Here is a 19,358-nt window from a genome sequence, read left to right as displayed (position 1 = left end):
AGCCCGGACTTGTCCGGGCTTTTTTGTTTGTGTGATCAATCAGATTTGCGCAATCGAGACATGGCCAAACAGCTCTTGCGAGAAGCGCACGCGCTCTTCGGCGGTTTCGACGATACCTTTTTTCTGCAGTTCGGCGATACGCGCCTCGACTGCGTGGGCGCGGTGGGTGAGGCCGCAGTCGTTGGCGATCTGGATGTTCAGGCCAGGGCGGGCGTTGAGTTCGAGAATCAATGGGCCCTTGTCCTGATCCAGCACCATGTCCACGCCGATATAGCCCAAACCGCAGAGCTCGTAGCAGCCGGCGGCGAGCTTCATAAAGCCGTCCCAGTTGGGCAGTTGCACACCGTCTACCGCATTGGTGGTGTCCGGGTGCTTACTGATCTTGTTGTTCAGCCAGGTGCCGCGCAGGGTCACGCCGGTGGCCAGGTCTACACCGACACCAATGGCGCCCTGGTGCAGGTTGGCCTTGCCGCCGGATTGGCGCGTCGGCAAGCGCAGCATGGCCATCACTGGATAGCCCATCAGCACGATGATGCGAATGTCTGGCACGCCTTCGTAGCTGATGCTCTTGAAAATCTGGTCGGGTGTGACCCGATATTCGATCAGTGCGCGATCACGGTGACCGCCCAAGGAGTAGAGCCCGGTCAGGATGCTGGAGATCTGATGCTCGATCTCCTCGTGGCTGATGATCTTGCCTGAGACCGTTTTGTACTTCTCTTCAAAGCGATCCGCGATCACTAGGATGCCGTCACCGCCAGCGCCTTGCGCTGGCTTGACCACGAAGTCCGGGCGATCACCGATAATTGCACGCAGGTTATCGATGCCTTTTTCGGTATCGATGATGCCGTACATTTCCGGCACATCGATACCCGCTTCGATAGCGCGCATTTTGGTGATGATCTTGTCATCGACGATCGGGTACAGGTGCCGTTTATTGTACTTCAGCACGTAGTCCGCGTTACGCCGATTGATGCCCATGATGCCTTTGGCTTCCAGGGCTTTCCACGTCTTGATCAGACCGAACATGGCATTAGTCCTTGAGGAAGGCTTTGAAGCGGAACAGTTCGGTCAGGCGGTAGCCACGGTAGCGACCCATCGCCAGCATGAAGCCCACCAGAATCATCAACACGGCCGGGAAGGTGAACACGAAGTAGTTCAGTTCCGGCACGCTCATCAGCAGGTGCGCCAGGGTAGCGGCGAACAGGGTGCCGATGGCGACCTTGAAGGCATGGCCGCCGCCGCGCTCTTCCCAGGTGATCGACAGGCGCTCGATGGTCATGGTCAGAATCACCATTGGGAACAGGGCCACGGAAAGGCCGCGTTCCAGGCCCAGCTTATGGCTGAACAAGCTGATCACCGCTATCAGCACCACTACAAAGGTCAGCACCACCGATAGCCTTGGCAGCATCTGCAGCTTCAGGTGCTCAAGGTAGGAGCGTAGCGACAGACCCAGAGCGGTTATCACGGTAAACAAGATAATACCGAAGCCCAACTGGGTTTCACGGAAAGCCAGGGCAATCAGAACTGGGGTGAAGGTACCGAGAGTTTGCAGGCCACCGAGGTTACGCAGGATCAGAATCACCAGCACGCCAATCGGGATCATCACCATGATCATGAAGGTCTGCTGAGTTTGCAGCGGCAGACCGTACAAGCTGTATTCGAGGAAGTCAGCGTCGGTATTTTCGTCGGTCAGCTTGGCCAGGCGAATGGCGTTCATTTCGCTGTTGTTCAGGCTGAAGCTGACTTGCGCCTGCTTACCACCTTCCAGGGTGACCAGGTTGTCATCGCCAATCCACCAGACCAGACGATCAACCGGTAGGCCTTGCTCGCCGCTTTCTGGGTTGAAATACAGCCAGTTCTCGCCGTTGAAGCTGCGCAGCCACAGTTCTGGGTTTTGCTGGATATCCGCAGCCAGGCGAATGGTGTGTACGCGCTCCATTGGCACATGGGCGATGGACAGCAGCAGTTCGATTACTTTGGCTTTGTTCGGGGTAGAGGCATCGCCGCCCAGCAGCAGTTTGACGTTGTCATCATTACTGTTGTTAACGCGCTTGATGGTCTCGCTGATAAAGGTTTCAACGTCCGCTGAGTGCTGGCGAATAGGTGCCAGCAACGCTTCGGCAGCAATCTTCTCGGCGCCTTCAACCGGGATGCTGTCGCGGAAGATCGGACCCTTGGCTTTGGCTTGCTCGCCGCTGTAGCGCTTGGTCAGCACCAGGCGGTAGTAGAGAGTTTGCTTGCCACTGGCGCGACGTGCGGACCAGGTGACTTTGCGGTTACCGTCGGCGCGGTTGATGCTCACGCCGTAGTTATTCGAGATAAAGCTCTCATTCAGGCTGACGTAATCCTGGGCCAACGGCGGCACGAACATCTGCAGCTTTACTGGCTCGCGTGGATTGGCCTGGAACTCGACTTTGGCGTCGATGTTCCACAGGTCATCAGTTTCGTCTTCGGTCATGGGAATGCCGAGGATGAAGATCTGATAAGCCGTGATCAGAACGCCCAGGCTCACGAGGAGTATGACCAGGACTTTCAGATGGAGGGTAAGAGAGCGCATGGGAATTACTCGCCAAGGTTTGCGTCAGGGGCACAAGCAGGTTTACCTGCTGCGTATTTAAGACTCGGATCGACCAGCGCCGAAAAGCGTTTGAGTGCTTCGGAGCCTATCAACAACGGGTATTGGAAAGCACTGCGGTCGGTCAAGTTCACTTCAATTGTGCGTAGGCTACTGCCCATGCACACATCCATTTCGATCACGGGGCGTGCCGTATAGGTTTTTTCTTCCTGTGGATCATAGTCGCCTGCGCGGCGTTTGATCTTGCTGATGCGCGCCAGGGGGCGTTCGATCGGACTGCTATGTGCTTCGTCGATGGCCAGGTAGAAACGTACCCAGGTCTCGCCATCACGCTTGAAGCGTTTGATGTCGCGAGCACTCAGTGATGCGGTCTTGGCGCCGGTGTCGAGCTTGGCGGCAAGCTTCAGGTCGAGGTCGAATAAACGGACGTATTCATTAAGCCCATAGACTGTCTTCTCCGCAGCGAAACTCAGGCTGGGAGTAAGTAGCAGGCATAGCAGAAGAATGGTGGGCTTTAGTGTCATAAGTCCTGAAGTATGGTGTTGATGAAGGGACAAGCACATGCAGGTTGCGCAAGCGACTCTTGACGCACCTGGGCTTGGAGTCTAGCAGGCAGTCAGAAATTCCTCTGCTCGTGTTAAGCGGACGGCATTCTAACATGGGGTTTTTCAGTCGTGACAGGCGCTTATAGGCGTTTATGCAAGTAAGGTCGCGACTGCGGGCGACTAAAGTAGTGCTGCGCACTGTCAACAATCTTCTTGGTTTGTTTGACACTAATGCCTTCTGGGCGTAGTTTTCAGGCACTTAATTTGTGCAGTGTCGACAATATGCTTGATGTAATTGAGTCGCTCGAGTCCAGCCAGGAAGATGCTGAAACGCTTTCTGAGCAGGTTTTCCGGCGTATTCAGGCGGCTATCGTCAAGGGCGAGATTGCCCCCGGCAGCAAAATTTCCGAGCCTGAATTGGCGCGCACCTATGGCATCAGCCGTGGCCCGCTGCGTGAAGCGATTCATCGCCTGGAAGGTCAGCGCCTACTGGTGCGCGTGCCGCACATAGGCGCGCGGGTGGTGTCGCTCAGTCACGCCGAACTGATCGAACTCTATGAGATTCGTGAGTCCCTGGAAGGTATGGCTTGTCGCCTAGCTGCCGAGCGTATGAGTCAGGCAGAAATTGATGAGCTGCGCGCGGTGCTCGATCTGCATGAGCAAGACGCCGCCTTCAAGGCGGGCGTCGGCTACTACCAGCAGGAAGGCGATTTCGACTTCCATTACCGGATCATTCAGGGCAGTGGCAACAAGACCCTAACCCAGATGCTCTGTGGTGAGCTCTATCAACTGGTGCGCATGTACCGCCTGCAGTTCTCCGCGACGCCCAATCGTCCGCGTCAGGCCTTTGCCGAACACCATCGTATTCTCGATGCCATCGCCGATCGAGACGGCGAATTGGCCGAGTTGTTGATGCGCCGTCATATCGGGGCTTCCAAACGCAATATCGAGCGCCATTTCTCCAGCAGCACGGGCGCGCACACCAAGACAGCCAAACCACGAGGTGAGTCATGAGTCAGCTTTCCCCAGGCCAGCGTTTCCGTCAGGCGCTTGCCATCGAGTCGCCCCTGCAGGTGATCGGTGCGATCAATGCCAACCATGCCTTGCTGGCCAAGCGCGCAGGTTTCAAAGCTATTTATCTGTCCGGTGGCGGTGTGGCAGCCGGCTCGCTCGGTTTGCCTGATCTGGGCATCAACACCTTGGATGACGTGCTCACTGATGTGCGTCGTATCACCGATGTCTGCGACCTGCCGCTGCTGGTGGACATCGACACCGGCTTTGGCCCGAGCGCCTTCAATATCGAGCGCACCATCAAGAACCTGATCAAGGCCGGCGCCGCTGCCGCGCATATCGAAGATCAGGTGGGTGCCAAGCGTTGTGGCCACCGTCCGGGCAAGGAGATCGTCTCCTGCGAGGAAATGGTCGATCGCGTACGCGCTGCCGCTGATGCTAAAACCGATCCTGATTTCTTCCTGATTGCCCGCACCGACGCGATTCAGGCCGAGGGTGTGGATGCCGCCATCGAGCGCTGCCTGCGTTACGTGGAGGCCGGTGCCGACGGCATCTTCGCCGAAGCGGCCTATGACCTGCCGACCTACAAGCGCTTCGTCGATGCGCTGAATGTCCCGGTACTGGCCAACATCACCGAGTTCGGCGCCACGCCGTTGTTCACCCGTGACGAACTGGCCTCAGTGGGCGTGGCCATCCAGCTTTACCCGCTGTCGGCCTTCCGCGCCGCCAACAAGGCCGCAGAAAGTGTCTACACCTCGATTCGCCAGAGCGGCCACCAGAAAGACGTGATCGAGCTGATGCAGACCCGCGCCGAACTCTATGACCGCATCGGCTATCACGCCTTCGAGCAGAAGCTCGACGCCCTGTTTGCCGCAAAAAAATAACAACGCACCAACCGGATTTGAGGAGATAAGCATGAGCGCAACCCCGGAAACCACCCCAGGCTTCAAGCCGAAGAAATCCGTGGCTCTCTCTGGCACTGCTGCCGGCAACACCGCCCTGTGCACCGTGGGTCGCACCGGTAACGACCTGCATTACCGTGGTTATGACGTACTCGATTTTGCCAACCGCTGCGAATTTGAGGAAATCGCCCATCTGCTGGTGCACGGTAAGCTGCCCAACGTCGCCGAATTGGCCGGTTACAAGGCCAAACTCAAGGCCCTGCGTGGGTTGCCGGCGGCATTGAAGGTTGCGCTTGAACAATTGCCGCCGTCCGCTCATCCGATGGATGTGATGCGTACCGCTGTGTCGGTACTGGGTTGCGTGTCGCCAGAAAAGGACGACCACAATCACCCTGGCGCTCGTGATATCGCCGATAAGCTGATGGCTTCTCTGGGTTCCGCGCTGCTGTACTGGTACCACTTCAGTCACAACGGCAAGCGCATCGAGGTGGAAACTGACGACGATTCCATTGGCGGGCATTTCCTCCATCTGCTGCATGGCGAGAAGCCGCGTGAATCCTGGGTGCGCGCCATGCACACCTCGCTCAACCTGTATGCCGAGCACGAGTTCAATGCGTCGACTTTCACCTCGCGGGTGATCGCCGGTACTGGCTCGGATATGTACAGCTGCATCGCCGGCGGTATCGGCGCGCTGCGTGGCCCGAAACATGGCGGTGCCAACGAAGTGGCCTTCGAGGTGCAGAAACGCTACGACACCCCGGAGGAGGCCGAGGCCGATATCCGTGCGCGGGTCGAAAAGAAGGAAGTGGTGATCGGCTTTGGCCACCCGGTTTACACCGTGGCGGACCCGCGCAACAAAGTGATCAAGGAAGTGGCCCATGAGCTGTCGGCTGAGCAGGGCAATATGAAGATGTATGACATCGCCGAGCGTCTGGAAACCATCATGTGGGACATCAAGAAGATGTTCCCCAACCTCGATTGGTTCAGCGCCGTCAGTTACCACATGATGGGCGTGCCCACCGCCATGTTCACCCCGTTGTTCGTGATCGCGCGCACCTCCGGCTGGTCCAGCCATGTGATCGAGCAACGCATCGACGGCAAGATCATTCGTCCGAGCGCCAACTACACAGGTCCTGAAGACCTGAAGTTTGTGCCGCTCAAGGACCGCAAATAATGAGCAGCCCAGTGAACACTCAATACCGCAAACCGCTGGCCGGCACGGTGCTGGATTACTTCGACACCCGTGAGGCGGTCGATGCCATCACCCCGGGTGCCTACGCCAAACTGCCCTACACCAGCCGCGTGCTGGCCGAGCAACTGGTGCGCCGCTGCGAACCCGCAGCGCTGACTGATGCGCTCAAGCAGCTAATCGAGCGCAAGCAGGACCTGGATTTTCCCTGGTACCCGGCGCGGGTGGTGTGTCACGACATTCTTGGCCAGACTGCGCTGGTCGACCTGGCCGGCCTGCGTGATGCCATCGCCGAACAAGGTGGCGACCCAGCCAAGGTTAACCCGGTGGTGCCGACCCAACTGATCGTCGACCACTCCCTGGCCGTGGAATTCGCCGGCTTTGATCCGGATGCGTTCGAGAAGAACCGTGCCGTGGAAGAACGCCGCAACGAGGACCGCTTCCACTTTATCGAGTGGACCAAGACGGCGTTCAAGAACGTCGACGTGATCCCGGCCGGCAACGGCATCATGCACCAGATCAACCTGGAGAAAATGAGCCCGGTGATCCAGGCGCGTGGCGGTATTGCGTTCCCGGACACCTGCGTCGGTACCGACTCGCACACCCCGCACGTCGATGCGTTGGGCGTGATCGCCATCGGTGTCGGCGGCCTGGAAGCCGAGACGGTGATGCTCGGCCTGCCGTCTATGATGCGCTTGCCCGATATCGTCGGCGTCAAACTGACTGGCAAGCGCCAGCCTGGGATCACCGCCACCGATATCGTCCTAGCGCTGACCGAGTTTCTGCGCAAGGAACGCGTGGTTGGGGCCTGGGTCGAGTTCTTCGGCGAGGGCGCAGACAGCCTGTCCATCGGTGACCGTGCAACCATCTCCAATATGTGCCCGGAGTACGGCGCAACGGCGGCGATGTTCTACATTGACCAGCAGACCATCGACTACCTCAAGCTCACCGGGCGTGAGCCGGAGCAGGTGACGCTGGTCGAGCACTACGCCAAAACCACCGGCCTGTGGGCCGATGCGCTGGTCAGTGCTGAATACGAGCGCGTGCTGAGCTTCGACCTGTCGACCGTGGTGCGCAACATGGCCGGCCCGAGCAACCCGCACAAGCGCCTGCCGACCTCGGCGCTGCATGAGCGCGGCATTGCCGACGAGGCCAAATTGGCTGCTGGCAAACTGGAAGAGGGTGAGGGCCTGATGCCGGATGGCGCCGTGATCATCGCCGCCATCACCAGCTGCACCAACACCTCCAACCCGCGCAACGTGGTGGCGGCCGGCCTGCTGGCGAAAAAAGCCAACCAGCTGGGATTGTTACGCAAGCCGTGGGTCAAGACGTCCTTCGCGCCCGGTTCGAAAGTCGCCAAGTTGTACCTGGAAGAGGCTGGCCTGCTGAGCGAGCTGGAACAGCTGGGTTTTGGCATCGTCGCCTACGCCTGCACCACCTGTAACGGCATGTCCGGTGCGCTGGACCCGGTTATTCAGCAGGAAATCATCGACCGGGACCTCTACGCTACTGCTGTACTCTCCGGTAACCGCAACTTTGACGGGCGCATCCACCCGTATGCCAAGCAGGCCTTCCTGGCTTCGCCGCCGCTGGTAGTGGCCTACGCCATTGCCGGCACCGTGCGTTTTGACATTGAGCAAGATGTGCTCGGTCATGACCAGAACGGCAACCCGATCACCCTCAAAGACCTGTGGCCGAGCGACGAAGAGATCGACGCCATCGTCGCCTCCTCGGTGAAGCCTGAGCAGTTCCGGCAGATCTATATCCCGATGTTCGACCTGGGCACTGTCACCGAAGCCGAAAGCCCGCTGTACGACTGGCGCCCGATGAGCACCTATATCCGTCGCCCGCCATACTGGGAAGGCGCACTGGCCGGTGAGCGCACGCTCAAAGGCATGCTGCCGCTGGCGATCCTGCCGGACAACATCACCACCGATCACCTGTCGCCTTCCAACGCCATCCTGCTGGATTCGGCCGCCGGTGAGTACCTGCACAAAATGGGCTTGCCAGAGGAGGACTTCAACTCCTATGCCACCCACCGCGGTGACCACCTGACCGCGCAGCGCGCGACCTTTGCCAACCCGCAACTGGTCAACGAAATGGCTGTGGTTGACGGTGTGGTGAAGAAGGGTTCGCTGGCCCGCGTTGAACCGGAAGGCAAGGTGATGCGCATGTGGGAAGCGATCGAAACCTACATGAACCGCAAGCAGAACCTGATCATCGTCGCCGGTGCTGACTATGGTCAGGGCAGCTCGCGTGATTGGGCAGCCAAGGGCGTGCGCTTGGCGGGCGTGGAAGTGATCGCGGCCGAAGGGTTCGAGCGTATTCACCGCACCAACCTGGTGGGCATGGGCGTGCTGCCGGTCGAGTTCAAGCCGGGCACTACCCGCCTGACTCTCGGTTTGGACGGCACCGAGACCTACGACATCCAGGGCGATGTGTCGCCACGCTGCGACCTGACCCTGGTGGTCAATCGCCGCAATGGTGAAGTGGTCAAGGTGCCAGTGACCTGTCGTTTGGACACTGCAGCCGAAGTGCATGTGTACAAGGCCGGTGGTGTTCTGCAGCGTTTCGCTCAGGACTTCCTCGAAGGCGCCGTCGCCTGATTCCGTAGGGTGGATGGCGCTTTTCCATCCACCGCCTTCACGCACCGACGGTGAAGCGTGATCCACCCTACGGCAATTTCACTTTTCAGCCAGGACCAAACCATGGCTCATCTCTCCCAGATTAGAATTCCTGCCACCTATATGCGTGGCGGTACCAGCAAGGGCGTGTTCTTCCGGCTGCAGGACCTGCCGCAAAGCTGCCAGGTGCCGGGCGCCGCGCGCGACAAGCTGTTTATGCGGGTGATCGGCAGTCCTGACCCTTATGCCGCGCAGATCGACGGCATGGGCGGTGCGACGTCCTCGACCTCCAAGTGCGTGATCCTGTCGAAAAGCAGTCAACCGGATCACGATGTTGACTATCTCTATGGTCAGGTTTCGATCGATAAGGCCTTTGTCGACTGGAGCGGCAACTGCGGCAACCTGTCTACCGGTGCTGGGGCTTTTGCCATTCATGCCGGTCTGCTTGACCCTGCGCGCATCCCGGAAAACGGCGTGTGCGTGGTGCGGATCTGGCAGGCGAATATCCAGAAAACCATCATCGCCCATGTCCCGATAACCAATGGCCAGGTACAGGAAACCGGCGACTTCGAACTGGATGGCGTGACCTTTCCAGCGGCCGAGATCGTGCTGGAGTTCCTCGATCCGTCTGACGACGGCGAGGAGGGGGGCTCGATGTTCCCCACCGGCAACCTGGTAGACGACCTGGACGTGCCGGGTGTTGGCACCTTCAAGGCAACCATGATCACTGCGGGCATTCCGACCGTGTTCGTAAACGCCGAAGATATTGGCTATCAGGGCACTGAGTTGCGCGAGCAGATCAACGGTGACCCTGAGCAGCTGGCGCGTTTCGAGAAAATCCGTGTGGCGGGGGCGTTGCGCATGGGGCTGATCAAAACGGCGGATGAGGCACTGACCCGCCAGCACACGCCGAAAATCGCCTTTGTCGCCGAACCCAAGGATTACCTGTCTTCCAGTGGCAAAACGGTGCCTGCGGGCGAAATCGATCTGCTGGTGCGTGCGCTGTCTATGGGCAAGCTGCACCACGCCATGATGGGTACCTGCGCGGTGGCCATCGGCACCGCAGCGGCAATTCCCGGCACCTTGGTCAATCTGGCAGCGGGCGGCAGTGCGCGTGAAGCCGTGCGTTTTGGCCATCCATCCGGCACCTTGCGCGTTGGTGCGCAGGCGGCGCTGGTCGACGGTCAGTGGACGGTAACCAAGGCGATCATGAGTCGCAGCGCGCGAATCTTGATGGAAGGTTGGGTGCGTGTGCCGGGCGATGCTTTGTAGCGTTTATAAATGAGAAAAGGCTCGAAGAGTTCGAGCTTTTTCTATTAGCTTCAATGAGTTGTACGAGTTACTTGAGGCGGCGCTCAACACCTTTTTCCACCAAGATCTTCGCGGATATCTCTTCCACGGAGAAATAGGTGGAGTTGATAAAGTTGATGTTCTCGCGGCGGAACAGGTTTTCCACTTCGCGCACTTCAAACTCGCACTGGGCGAAACTGGCGTAGCGGCTGTTGGGTTTGCGTTCGTGGCGAATGGCGGTGAGGCGGTCCGGGTCGATGGTCAGGCCGAACAGCTTGTCCTTGTGCTTTTTCAGCACGGCTGGCAGCTGCAGGCTCTCCATATCGTCTTCGGTCAGCGGGTAATTAGCGGCACGAATGCCATATTGCATGGCCATATACAGGCAGGTAGGCGTTTTACCACAGCGCGAAACGCCGACCAGGATCAGGTCGGCCTTGTCGTAGTAGTGGGTGCGCGCACCGTCGTCGTTGTCGAGGGCGAAGTTGACTGCCTCAATGCGTTCCATGTAATTCGAGTTATGGCCAATGGAGTGCGATTTGCCGACCGAATACGAGGAGTGAGAAGTCAGTTCTTGTTCGAGCGGCGCAAGGAAGCTTGCGAAAATATCGATCATGAACCCTTCGGACTCTGCCAGGATGTCGCGAATGTCCTGGTTGACGATGGTGTCGAAGATGATCGGGCGAGAGCCGTCTTTCTCGGCGGCGCTATTGATTTGTTGTACCATTGCGCGCGCTTTTTCCACGCTGTCGATGTAGGGGCGCGTGAGCTTGGTGAAGTCGATGGTTTCAAACTGTGCCAGCAGACTTTGGCCCAGGGTTTCGGCGGTGATACCGGTGCCATCGGAGATGAAAAAAGCGGTTCGTTTCATTTGCACCATGGGCCTTAAGCTGAGGACGAATCTTGGCTATCATAGGCCCGCCTTTGCAGGGCCGATCCGGCCTGCATTGTTACTTATTTTCCAGGGCCAGGCCACAATCGTGCCGGCATGTATGCCGCCGAGCTTCCCCAGCCCCTTGAGCTTTTCCAACACCTTAGTGGAGAGATCACCTTGGTAGAGTACGTAGTTTCCCTCGACAAGCTCGGCAATCACGATGTTGAGCACGTAGGGGGCAAGAACGCCTCCCTGGGCGAGATGATCAGCAACCTTGCCGGTGCCGGAGTTTCGGTGCCTGGTGGTTTCGCCACTACAGCCCAGGCCTACCGGGACTTTCTTGAACTGAGCGGTCTGAACGATCAGATTCATGCTGCGCTCGACGCCCTTGATGTTGATGACGTCAACGCGCTGGCCAAAACCGGTGCGCAGATCCGTCAGTGGGTGATGGACGCTGCTTTCCCCGAAGAGTTGAACGCCCAGATTCGTACCGCCTTCGCCGAGATGGCTGGTGGTAACGACAACATGGCCGTTGCCGTGCGCTCCTCGGCCACCGCCGAAGACCTGCCAGATGCCTCGTTTGCTGGTCAGCAGGAAACCTTCCTGAACATTCGCGGTGTGGACAACGTGATCCGCGCAGCCAAAGAAGTATTCGCCTCGCTGTTCAACGACCGCGCTATTGCCTACCGCGTGCACCAGGGCTTTGACCACAAACTGGTCGCGCTGTCTGCTGGCGTGCAGCGCATGGTGCGTTCGGAAACCGGCACCGCCGGCGTGATGTTCACCCTCGATACCGAATCCGGTTTCCGCGACGTGGTGTTTATCACCGGCGCCTACGGCCTCGGCGAAACTGTTGTGCAGGGTGCGGTCAACCCTGACGAGTTCTACGTGCACAAGCAAACGCTGGAAGCTGGCCGCCCAGCGATCCTGCGCCGCAACCTGGGCAGCAAAGCCATCAAGATGATCTACGGCGACGAAGCCAAGGCCGGTAAATCGGTTAAGGTAGTCGATGTGGACCGTGCCGAACGTGCGCGTTTCTGCCTGACAGATGCTGAGGTCAGCGAGCTGGCCAAGCAGGCGATGATCATCGAGAAGCACTACGGTCGTCCGATGGACATCGAGTGGGCCAAAGACGGTGATGACGGCAAGCTGTACATCGTCCAGGCACGCCCTGAAACGGTGAAAAGCCGCACCAACGTCAATGTGATGGAGCGCTACCTGCTCAAGGAAACCGGCACCGTGCTGGTGGAAGGTCGTGCTATCGGTCAGAAGATCGGTGCGGGCCGCGTGCGGGTTATTCATGACGTGTCCGAAATGGACAAGGTCCAGCCCGGCGACGTGCTGGTCTCCGACATGACCGACCCGGATTGGGAACCGGTTATGAAGCGCGCTAGCGCTATCGTCACCAACCGTGGCGGCCGTACCTGCCACGCCGCGATCATCGCCCGTGAGCTGGGTATTCCAGCCGTGGTCGGTTGCGGCAACGCCACCCAGGTGCTGAAAGATGGCATGGGTGTGACGGTTTCCTGCGCCGAAGGCGATACCGGCTTTATCTTCGAAGGCGAGCTGGGCTTCGATATTCGCAAGAATTCGGTCGACGCCATGCCCGAGCTGCCATTCAAGATCATGATGAACGTCGGTAACCCCGACCGCGCATTTGACTTCGCCCAGCTGCCGAATGAAGGCGTTGGCTTGGCGCGTCTGGAATTCATCATTAACCGCATGATTGGCGTGCACCCGAAAGCGCTGCTGAACTTCGCTGGCTTGCCGCCGGAGATCAAAGACAGCGTCGAGAAACGCATCGCCGGTTACGATGATCCGGTCAATTTCTACGTTGAGAAGCTGGTTGAGGGCATCAGTACCCTGGCTGCTGCGTTCTGGCCGAAGAAGGTCATCGTGCGTCTGTCGGACTTCAAGTCCAACGAATACGCAAACCTGATCGGCGGCAAACTTTACGAGCCGGAAGAAGAGAACCCGATGCTCGGTTTCCGTGGCGCCTCGCGTTATATCAGCGAATCGTTCCGTGACTGCTTTGAGCTGGAGTGCCGTGCACTGAAAAAAGTGCGCAACGAGATGGGGCTGACCAACGTCGAGATCATGGTGCCGTTCGTGCGTACCCTGGGTGAAGCCAGTCAGGTGGTCGACCTGCTGGCCGCCAACGGTCTGGCCCGTGGTCAGGATGGCCTGAAGGTCATCATGATGTGCGAGTTGCCGTCCAATGCGATTCTGGCTGAAGAGTTCCTCGAGTTCTTCGACGGTTTCTCCATCGGTTCTAACGACCTGACCCAGCTGACCCTAGGTCTGGACCGTGACTCGGGCATCGTCGCGCACCTGTTCGATGAGCGTAATCCGGCGGTGAAGAAGCTGCTGAGCAATGCCATCCAGGCCTGTAACAAGGTGGGCAAGTACATTGGTATCTGCGGTCAGGGTCCTTCGGATCACCCGGATCTGGCGCGCTGGCTGATGGAGCAGGGCATCGAAAGCGTATCGCTGAACCCGGATTCGGTACTTGATACCTGGTTCTTCCTGGCTGAAGGTCAAGCGCCAGCCTGATAGCGCGTTTAAATCTCTGTTCAAGGGCGGGTTGATCCTGCCCTTTTTTGTGCCAGCACATCCTGTGCTTACCCCCTCCGGGCCGTCGCTTGCGACGTGAAAGAATTGCTCCCGGCAATTGGTTGTACCAGAGCGAAGATAGATGCAAAGCAGCAGTGAGCTTTTCCCCGTCACCTTGATCAGTGCAGAGTTTCGGGGCGATTTGAGCGAGGATGTCTATCGTCTCAAACCCGGTAACAGTCCGGACAGCAGTGTCGAGCTGGCTCTGACTCGTCTTGGTCGTGCTGGTCATGAACAGGTACGTGGCGTGCCGGTGATTCTGATTCCCGGCAGTTTTTCCAACCGGCGCTTCTGGTATTCCCCCAAATGCATTGGTTTGGGGCCTTACTTGGCGCGCGCCGGTTTTGATGTATGGATTGCCGAAATGCGTGGTCATGGCCTGTCGCCGCGCAATCGTGACTATTCGCGCAACACGGTCAGTGACTACGTGCGTTACGATCTGCCGGCAATTGCTGATTTTGTGCATGAGCAGAATCCGCAGAAGGCTCACTGGTTAGGCCATTCCCTCGGTGGGATTATTCTGGCCGGCGCACTCGGTGGGCAGTATCTGAGTGAAGATAAAATCGCCTCCAGCGTCCTGTTTGGCAGCCAGATCAGCCGGGTTTACTGGCCGTTGAAACTGCCGCCGCTGGAGTGGGGTAGCCGCTTGCTACTCAAACGGTTCTCGGTGATTTCCGGGTCGCGGCTCAAGCGTGGTCCGGAGGATGAGCCGATAGGTCTTGCAGTCGAAAGTTTGCGCTGGCACGGCCTGTTCGGCCGCTTCGGTGATGCTGACCGCGATTGGTGGGCGGGGCTGGCCGAGGTGCGTGTTCCGGTAATGGCCGTGGCTGCGCTGGGTGACCATCAAGACCCGGTCTGGGCGTGTGAAAAACTGCTCAAGCAATTTGGATCGCCCTTGAGTGAGTTTCTCTGTCTAGGTAAAAAGCATGGTTTCAGCGGTGATTTCGGCCATGTTGAGATGCTGGTTAGTAAAGAAGCGCAACTTGAGGTCTGGCCGTTGGTCCAACAGTGGCTGCGCAAGAGTCCACAGGTCGCTGCTGAGCTGGCGCAAGCCGAGTTAGCGCGTAACAACGAGGTTTCGCCTGAATAGGCAGGCGCTGGCCGGTGTCCGGCCTTTTACTGAAAGCGTGAATCGATACAGATGGGGCGTGAGGCGTTTGTCCGTTTTGCACCCGTCTGTGGCTCAATGCTGCACAGCAGGGCGTGATTGCTCTGTCAGCTGACCTACAACATCCAAGGAGCTTTGCCATGCATTACATCACTCCCGATCTTTGTGACGCCTACCCGGAGCTGGTCCAGGTGGTTGAGCCGATGTTCAGCAACTTCGGTGGCCGTGATTCCTTCGGTGGCGAGATCGTCACCGTCAAGTGCTTCGAGGACAACTCGCTGGTCAAAGAGCAGGTTGATCTGCCAGGTAAAGGCAAGGTGCTGGTGGTTGACGGTGGTGCTTCCATGCGCCGCGCGCTGCTGGGCGACATGCTCGCCGAAAAAGCCGCGAAGAATGGTTGGGAAGGGATTGTGGTGTACGGCTGCGTACGTGATGTTGATGTGTTGGCGCAGACCGATCTGGGCATTCAGGCCCTGGCCAGTCACCCGATGAAAACCGACAAGCGTGGCATCGGTGACCTCAATGTCGCAGTGACCTTTGGCGGCGTGACCTTCCGCCCGGGTGAGTTTATCTACGCCGACAATAATGGCGTGATCATCTCGCCCTCTGCACTGCAGATGCCGGAGTAGGGCGCTTGCAGGAAACCGTCATGCACGAAGGTGACAACGCGCAATGGGGCCTGGTTCACGCCTTTGTCCTTAATGGTCACGGCGGTGCCCGCAGCATTGCCCGGCAGGAGCTGCATGGCCTGGTCCTAAGCGAGCAGGAAAGCCTCTGGCTGCATTGGGATCGCAGTCATCCGCAGACGCAGACTTGGTTACGTGCAGAAAGTGGTCTGAGCGCTTTTGCCTGCGACCTGCTGCTGGAAGAGAATACTCGCCCGCGTCTGCTGGCGCTGCCTGAGCAGCAACTGTTGCTGTTCCTGCGTGGCCTAAACCTCAATCCAGGGGCTGAGCCTGAGGACATGGTCTCGGTGCGTATTTTTGCCGATGCGCAGCGTGCGATCTCCCTGCGCTTGCGGCCTTTGCACGCAACCGAAGCCTTGATCGAGGATTTGCTGGCGGGTAGGGGGCCAAAAACCTCGGCGGAGCTGATTTTGCGCCTGGCGCATTACCTGACCGACAAGATCGAGCTGCTGGTCGGCGAGTTGTCCGAGCAGGTCGATGATCAGGAAGAGCGCGCCGATGCGCTGGAGAGTCAGGCCCCTGATCATGCCGCGCTGCTGCAAATCCGCCGGCGCGCCGCCAGCTTGCGACGTTTTCTGTCGCCACAGCGGGATATCTACGGGCAGCTCACGGCCAGTGCTCAGGCCTGGCTGGTCGGTGCCGATAGCAGCTACTGGAACGAGCTGAATAACCGCCTGACGCGCTACCTTGAAGAGCTGGAGTTGAGCCGTGAGCGGGTCAACCTGCTGCTTGAGGCGGAAAATCGGCGCATGGATGAGCGGATGAACCACACCATGTACCGCTTCGGCATCATCACCGGGATTTTCCTGCCAATGAGTTTTCTTACCGGCCTTCTCGGTATCAATGTCGGCGGTATTCCGGGTTCCGAAAGCCCCCATGGCTTTCTGCTGGCGTGTTCGCTGATGGCCGCCGTGGCGCTGGTGCAGTGGCTGCTTTTTCGTCGCCTGCGTTGGATCTGATGTGACTTGCTCTGTACTCGTCTCGTCTAGCCGACACATCCTGTGAGGTGCGCCATGCACGATCCCTTTGAAGAATCACTGCGCGATTTGCTCAAGTCGCCCACCTCGAGTCACGACGATGACGCCTGTCTACATCGCGTGCTGAAAACCGCCAACCGCCAAGTCGGTGCGGGTGATCTGTTTGCCCTGATGGGACACTGGGCCGGCGCATTGATGCTGGCCCTGAACAACGGCTCGGCGCATGTGGCGCCGGTCTCGCGTCGTAAAACCACCGATTCAACTGTTAATAAGGCTGACTGAGCATGGAATTTACTCAAGTTCTGGTTGATGCGATGGCCAGCGTTTGGTCCCCGATTGCCGCCTTTATCCCGCGTCTATTTGGCGCCATGGTGGTGGTACTGCTGGGTTTTGTGGTCGCCAAGTTCCTCGACACGCTGCTGTCGAAATTGCTCGGCAAGATCGGCCTGGATCGCCTGATGGCTGGCACTGGCCTGACCAAGTTGTTGAGCCGTGCCGGCATTCAGGTGCCGGTGTCGACCCTGATCGGCAAGATCGTCTACTGGTTCGTGTTGTTGATCTTCCTCGTGACCGCCGCCGAGTCGCTGGGCCTAGAGCGAGTTTCTGCGACCCTTGATGTACTGGCTTTGTACCTGCCAAAAGTCTTCGGTGCAGCTCTGGTGCTGCTCGCGGGCGTGTTGCTGGCGCAGCTGGTCAGCGGCCTGGTGCGCGGTGCCGCAGAAGGCGTCGGGTTGGACTATGCAAGTGGCCTGGGCCGCGTGGCTCAGGGGCTGGTGATCATCATCAGCATTTCGGTGGCGATTGGTCAGCTGGAAGTGAAAACCGACCTGCTTAACAACGTGATCGCCATCGTGCTGATCTCGGTCGGCCTAGCGGTCGCGCTGGCGCTGGGCCTGGGCAGTCGCGACATTGCCAGCCAGATTCTGGCCGGTATTTATGTGCGTGAGTTGTATGAGGTTGGGCAACAAGTGCAGGTAGGTGAGGTCGAAGGGCAGATCGAGGAAATCGGTACGGTCAAAACCACGTTGCTGACGGAAGCCGGCGAACTGGTTTCTGTGGCTAACCGCACCTTGCTCGAGCAGCAGGTAAGCAGCCGCTAAGGCTAATCCCTGTTATTGTATGCGGCCAACCCGCAGCCTGATTTACAGGCTGCGCTGGCTTTTGTCCTGACTGTCGGCCCGACTCGTTTTGAATAAAGCCCACTCTGCGTCTCTGCGTTATGACCCCCGCGAACTCTCGGACGAAGAGTTGGTGGCGCGTGCCCACGACGAGTTGTTTCACATAACCCGTGCATACGAAGAACTGATGCGTCGTTACCAGCGCACGTTATTCAATGTCTGCGCGCGTTATTTAGGCAATGACCGTGATGCTGACGATGTTTGTCAGGAGGTCATGCTCAAGGTCTTATATGGCCTGAAGAACTTTGAGGGCAAATCGAAGTTCAAAACCTGGTTGTACAGCATTACTTACAACGAATGTATTACTCAATATCGCAAGGAGCGACGTAAACGTCGCCTTATTGACGCCTTAAGTTTGGACCCGCTTGAAGAAGCATCCGAAGAAAAAGCGCCAAAGCCTGAGGATAAAGGCGGTCTTGATCGTTGGCTGGTGCATGTTAATCCCATTGATCGGGAAATCCTGGTGCTACGTTTTGTCGCAGAACTTGAGTTCCAAGAGATTGCCGACATTATGCACATGGGCCTAAGCGCCACGAAAATGCGTTATAAGCGTGCACTTGACCGGCTGCGCGATAAATTTTCGGACAGCGCTGAAACTTATCTTGAATAAAGCCGTCATAGCTAACGGTTAATTCTGGTAGAATTGCCGGCTGAGTTGTCTTGTGTTCGTCAGACAACTTACTGACCACCAAGATAGGGAACATTAGTAATGAAATTGAAAAACACTTTAGGCGTTGTCATTGGCTCGTTGTTGGCCACTTCCTCCCTCAGCGTTCTGGCTCAGGGTCAAGGCGCTGTCGAAGTGGAGGGTTTTGCCAAGAAGGAAATCTTCGACAGCGCCCGTGACTTCAAAAACAACGGCAACCTGTTCGGCGGCAGCATCGGCTACTACCTGACTGACGACGTTGAACTGCGTCTGGCCTATGACGAAGTGCACAACGCACGTGGCGAAGATGGCCGCAACATCAAGGGCTCGAACACCGCTCTGGATGCTCTGTACCACTTCAACAACGCTGGCGACGCACTGCGTCCATACGTTTCTGCAGGTTTCTCGGATCAGAGCATCGGTCAGTCCGGTCGCAATGGTCGTAACGGTTCCACCTTCGCCAACATCGGCGGCGGCGCCAAGTACTACTTCACTGACAACTTCTACGCCCGTGCTGGCGTTGAAGCTCAGTACAACATCGACCAAGGCGACACCGAGTGGGCACCAAGCGTCGGTATCGGCATGAACTTCGGTGGTGGCAGCAAGCCAGCTCCAGTTGCTGTTGCTGCTGTTGAGCCGACTCCAGAGCCGGTTGCTGTTGAAGAGCCGATGGAACTGGTTCGCGTTGAGCTGGACGTTAAGTTCGACTTCGACAAAGCCAGCGTTAAAGAAGAAAGCTACGGCGACATCAAGAACCTGGCTGACTTCATGAAGCAGTACCCACAGACCACCACCGTGGTTGAAGGTCACACTGACTCCAAAGGCAGCGATGCCTACAACCAGAACCTGTCCGAGCGTCGTGCAAGCGCTGTTCGTGACGTGCTGGTTAACCAGTACGGTGTAGACGCTGCTCGCGTTAACGCTGCTGGCTACGGTGAAGCTCGTCCGGTTGCTGACAACGCTACCGACGCTGGCCGCGCTGTTAACCGCCGCGTAGAAGCTGAAGTAGAAGCTCAGATCAAGCAGTAATCGATCTGGCTGTATAGAAAACCCGGCTTCGGCCGGGTTTTTCTTTATGGCCCGCAATCCATGGCGGCCCATAAAGAAAAACCCATGTAAAAAAGCTCGCTGGTGGCAGGCAAG

17 protein-coding genes are annotated in these 19,358 nt (G+C 58.1%); 13 read left to right on the top strand and 4 right to left on the bottom strand.

Annotated elements, in window-relative coordinates:
* Positions 1 to 39: 39 nt before the first annotated feature.
* The 3 genes from ALTER154_RS16035 to ALTER154_RS16025 are packed head-to-tail and all read right to left on the bottom strand — an operon-like array spanning position 40 to position 3,099.
* Positions 40 to 1,026, bottom strand: coding sequence for an alpha-L-glutamate ligase-like protein (locus ALTER154_RS16035; RefSeq protein WP_090255909.1), 987 nt, complete (start codon positions 1,024 to 1,026; stop codon positions 40 to 42).
* Positions 1,027 to 1,030: 4 nt separating this feature from the next.
* Entirely contained in the window at positions 1,031 to 2,557 is a 1,527-nt protein-coding gene (locus tag ALTER154_RS16030; RefSeq protein ID WP_160088496.1) for an inactive transglutaminase family protein, read from the bottom strand.
* 5 nt (positions 2,558 to 2,562) lie between these two features.
* On the bottom strand, positions 2,563 to 3,099 hold the full coding sequence (locus ALTER154_RS16025) for an ATP-dependent zinc protease (protein ID WP_160090181.1): 537 nt from the start codon (positions 3,097 to 3,099) through the stop codon (positions 2,563 to 2,565).
* Positions 3,100 to 3,402: 303 nt separating this feature from the next.
* Between ALTER154_RS16025 and ALTER154_RS16020 the strand changes: the two genes are divergently transcribed.
* From ALTER154_RS16020 to prpF, 5 genes are all read left to right on the top strand, one after another.
* Positions 3,403 to 4,134 carry a GntR family transcriptional regulator gene (locus ALTER154_RS16020; RefSeq protein ID WP_160088494.1) on the top strand — a complete coding sequence of 244 codons (732 nt, stop codon included), beginning with the start codon at positions 3,403 to 3,405 and terminating at the stop codon, positions 4,132 to 4,134.
* Positions 4,131 to 5,015 (top strand): methylisocitrate lyase, encoded by an 885-nt coding sequence (gene prpB / locus ALTER154_RS16015; RefSeq protein WP_160088492.1) that lies wholly within the window; start codon positions 4,131 to 4,133, stop codon positions 5,013 to 5,015. Before ALTER154_RS16020 ends, prpB begins: the two co-directional genes overlap by 4 nt.
* A 31-nt stretch (positions 5,016 to 5,046) precedes the next feature.
* The gene (gene prpC / locus ALTER154_RS16010; protein WP_160088490.1) at positions 5,047 to 6,207 is read left to right on the top strand and encodes a 2-methylcitrate synthase; all 1,161 of its coding nucleotides are present in this window, start codon (positions 5,047 to 5,049) and stop codon (positions 6,205 to 6,207) included.
* Between the two features lie 11 nt (positions 6,208 to 6,218).
* Entirely contained in the window at positions 6,219 to 8,828 is a 2,610-nt protein-coding gene (gene acnD / locus ALTER154_RS16005; protein ID WP_160090179.1) for a Fe/S-dependent 2-methylisocitrate dehydratase AcnD, read from the top strand.
* 102 nt (positions 8,829 to 8,930) lie between these two features.
* Complete coding sequence (gene prpF / locus ALTER154_RS16000) at positions 8,931 to 10,118, top strand: 2-methylaconitate cis-trans isomerase PrpF (RefSeq protein ID WP_160088488.1); 1,188 nt, start codon at positions 8,931 to 8,933, stop codon at positions 10,116 to 10,118.
* Positions 10,119 to 10,185: 67 nt separating this feature from the next.
* On the opposite strand, the gene ALTER154_RS15995 is transcribed toward prpF, so the two are convergent.
* On the bottom strand, positions 10,186 to 11,004 hold the full coding sequence (locus ALTER154_RS15995) for a pyruvate, water dikinase regulatory protein (RefSeq protein ID WP_090255935.1): 819 nt from the start codon (positions 11,002 to 11,004) through the stop codon (positions 10,186 to 10,188).
* Between the two features lie 180 nt (positions 11,005 to 11,184).
* Here ALTER154_RS15995 and ppsA point away from each other — a divergent pair, with 180 nt between their 5' ends.
* The 8 genes from ppsA to ALTER154_RS15955 all read left to right on the top strand — a co-directional run bounded on the left by ppsA (position 11,185) and on the right by ALTER154_RS15955 (position 19,244).
* The gene (ppsA, locus tag ALTER154_RS15990) at positions 11,185 to 13,560 is read left to right on the top strand and encodes a phosphoenolpyruvate synthase (protein WP_160088486.1); all 2,376 of its coding nucleotides are present in this window, start codon (positions 11,185 to 11,187) and stop codon (positions 13,558 to 13,560) included.
* Between the two features lie 142 nt (positions 13,561 to 13,702).
* Positions 13,703 to 14,710, top strand: a complete 1,008-nt coding sequence (locus ALTER154_RS15985) for an alpha/beta fold hydrolase (protein WP_160088484.1) — start codon at positions 13,703 to 13,705, stop codon at positions 14,708 to 14,710.
* Positions 14,711 to 14,868: 158 nt separating this feature from the next.
* The gene (rraA, locus tag ALTER154_RS15980) at positions 14,869 to 15,357 is read left to right on the top strand and encodes a ribonuclease E activity regulator RraA (protein ID WP_090255901.1); all 489 of its coding nucleotides are present in this window, start codon (positions 14,869 to 14,871) and stop codon (positions 15,355 to 15,357) included.
* 20 nt (positions 15,358 to 15,377) lie between these two features.
* Entirely contained in the window at positions 15,378 to 16,373 is a 996-nt protein-coding gene (locus ALTER154_RS15975) for a zinc transporter ZntB (protein ID WP_160088482.1), read from the top strand.
* Between the two features lie 54 nt (positions 16,374 to 16,427).
* Positions 16,428 to 16,673, top strand: coding sequence for a CrfX protein (locus ALTER154_RS15970; RefSeq protein ID WP_090255899.1), 246 nt, complete (start codon positions 16,428 to 16,430; stop codon positions 16,671 to 16,673).
* A gap of 2 nt (positions 16,674 to 16,675) precedes the next feature.
* The gene (locus tag ALTER154_RS15965; RefSeq protein ID WP_090255898.1) at positions 16,676 to 17,491 is read left to right on the top strand and encodes a mechanosensitive ion channel domain-containing protein; all 816 of its coding nucleotides are present in this window, start codon (positions 16,676 to 16,678) and stop codon (positions 17,489 to 17,491) included.
* A gap of 88 nt (positions 17,492 to 17,579) precedes the next feature.
* On the top strand, positions 17,580 to 18,179 hold the full coding sequence (gene sigX, locus ALTER154_RS15960; RefSeq protein ID WP_090255897.1) for an RNA polymerase sigma factor SigX: 600 nt from the start codon (positions 17,580 to 17,582) through the stop codon (positions 18,177 to 18,179).
* 99 nt (positions 18,180 to 18,278) lie between these two features.
* Positions 18,279 to 19,244: an OmpA family protein gene (locus ALTER154_RS15955; RefSeq protein ID WP_090255896.1), complete on the top strand. Its 966-nt coding sequence runs from the start codon at positions 18,279 to 18,281 to the stop codon at positions 19,242 to 19,244.
* Positions 19,245 to 19,358: the final 114 nt, after the last annotated feature.

The sequence above is a fragment of the Pseudomonas sp. 9AZ genome (assembly GCF_902506525.1).
GTDB classification, from domain to species: Bacteria; Pseudomonadota; Gammaproteobacteria; order Pseudomonadales; family Pseudomonadaceae; genus Aquipseudomonas; species Aquipseudomonas peli.
This window is presented reverse-complemented; position numbering and strand designations above follow the sequence as displayed.

Excerpts from the sequence above, each read along its gene's own strand:
- ALTER154_RS16020 (WP_160088494.1), top strand. The coding sequence starts at position 3,403 with ATGCTTGATGTAATTGAGTCGCTCGAGTCCAGCCAGGAAGATGCTGAA.
- ALTER154_RS16025 (WP_160090181.1), bottom strand. The coding sequence starts at position 3,099 with ATGACACTAAAGCCCACCATTCTTCTGCTATGCCTGCTACTTACTCCC.
- ALTER154_RS15965 (WP_090255898.1), top strand. The coding sequence starts at position 16,676 with ATGGAATTTACTCAAGTTCTGGTTGATGCGATGGCCAGCGTTTGGTCC.
- ALTER154_RS16030 (WP_160088496.1), bottom strand. The coding sequence starts at position 2,557 with ATGCGCTCTCTTACCCTCCATCTGAAAGTCCTGGTCATACTCCTCGTG.
- ALTER154_RS15995 (WP_090255935.1), bottom strand. The coding sequence starts at position 11,004 with ATGAAACGAACCGCTTTTTTCATCTCCGATGGCACCGGTATCACCGCC.
- ALTER154_RS15955 (WP_090255896.1), top strand. The coding sequence starts at position 18,279 with ATGAAATTGAAAAACACTTTAGGCGTTGTCATTGGCTCGTTGTTGGCC.
- rraA (WP_090255901.1), top strand. The coding sequence starts at position 14,869 with ATGCATTACATCACTCCCGATCTTTGTGACGCCTACCCGGAGCTGGTC.
- prpB (WP_160088492.1), top strand. The coding sequence starts at position 4,131 with ATGAGTCAGCTTTCCCCAGGCCAGCGTTTCCGTCAGGCGCTTGCCATC.
- ALTER154_RS15975 (WP_160088482.1), top strand. The coding sequence starts at position 15,378 with ATGCACGAAGGTGACAACGCGCAATGGGGCCTGGTTCACGCCTTTGTC.
- prpC (WP_160088490.1), top strand. The coding sequence starts at position 5,047 with ATGAGCGCAACCCCGGAAACCACCCCAGGCTTCAAGCCGAAGAAATCC.
- ALTER154_RS15985 (WP_160088484.1), top strand. The coding sequence starts at position 13,703 with ATGCAAAGCAGCAGTGAGCTTTTCCCCGTCACCTTGATCAGTGCAGAG.
- ALTER154_RS16035 (WP_090255909.1), bottom strand. The coding sequence starts at position 1,026 with ATGTTCGGTCTGATCAAGACGTGGAAAGCCCTGGAAGCCAAAGGCATC.
- ALTER154_RS15970 (WP_090255899.1), top strand. The coding sequence starts at position 16,428 with ATGCACGATCCCTTTGAAGAATCACTGCGCGATTTGCTCAAGTCGCCC.
- prpF (WP_160088488.1), top strand. The coding sequence starts at position 8,931 with ATGGCTCATCTCTCCCAGATTAGAATTCCTGCCACCTATATGCGTGGC.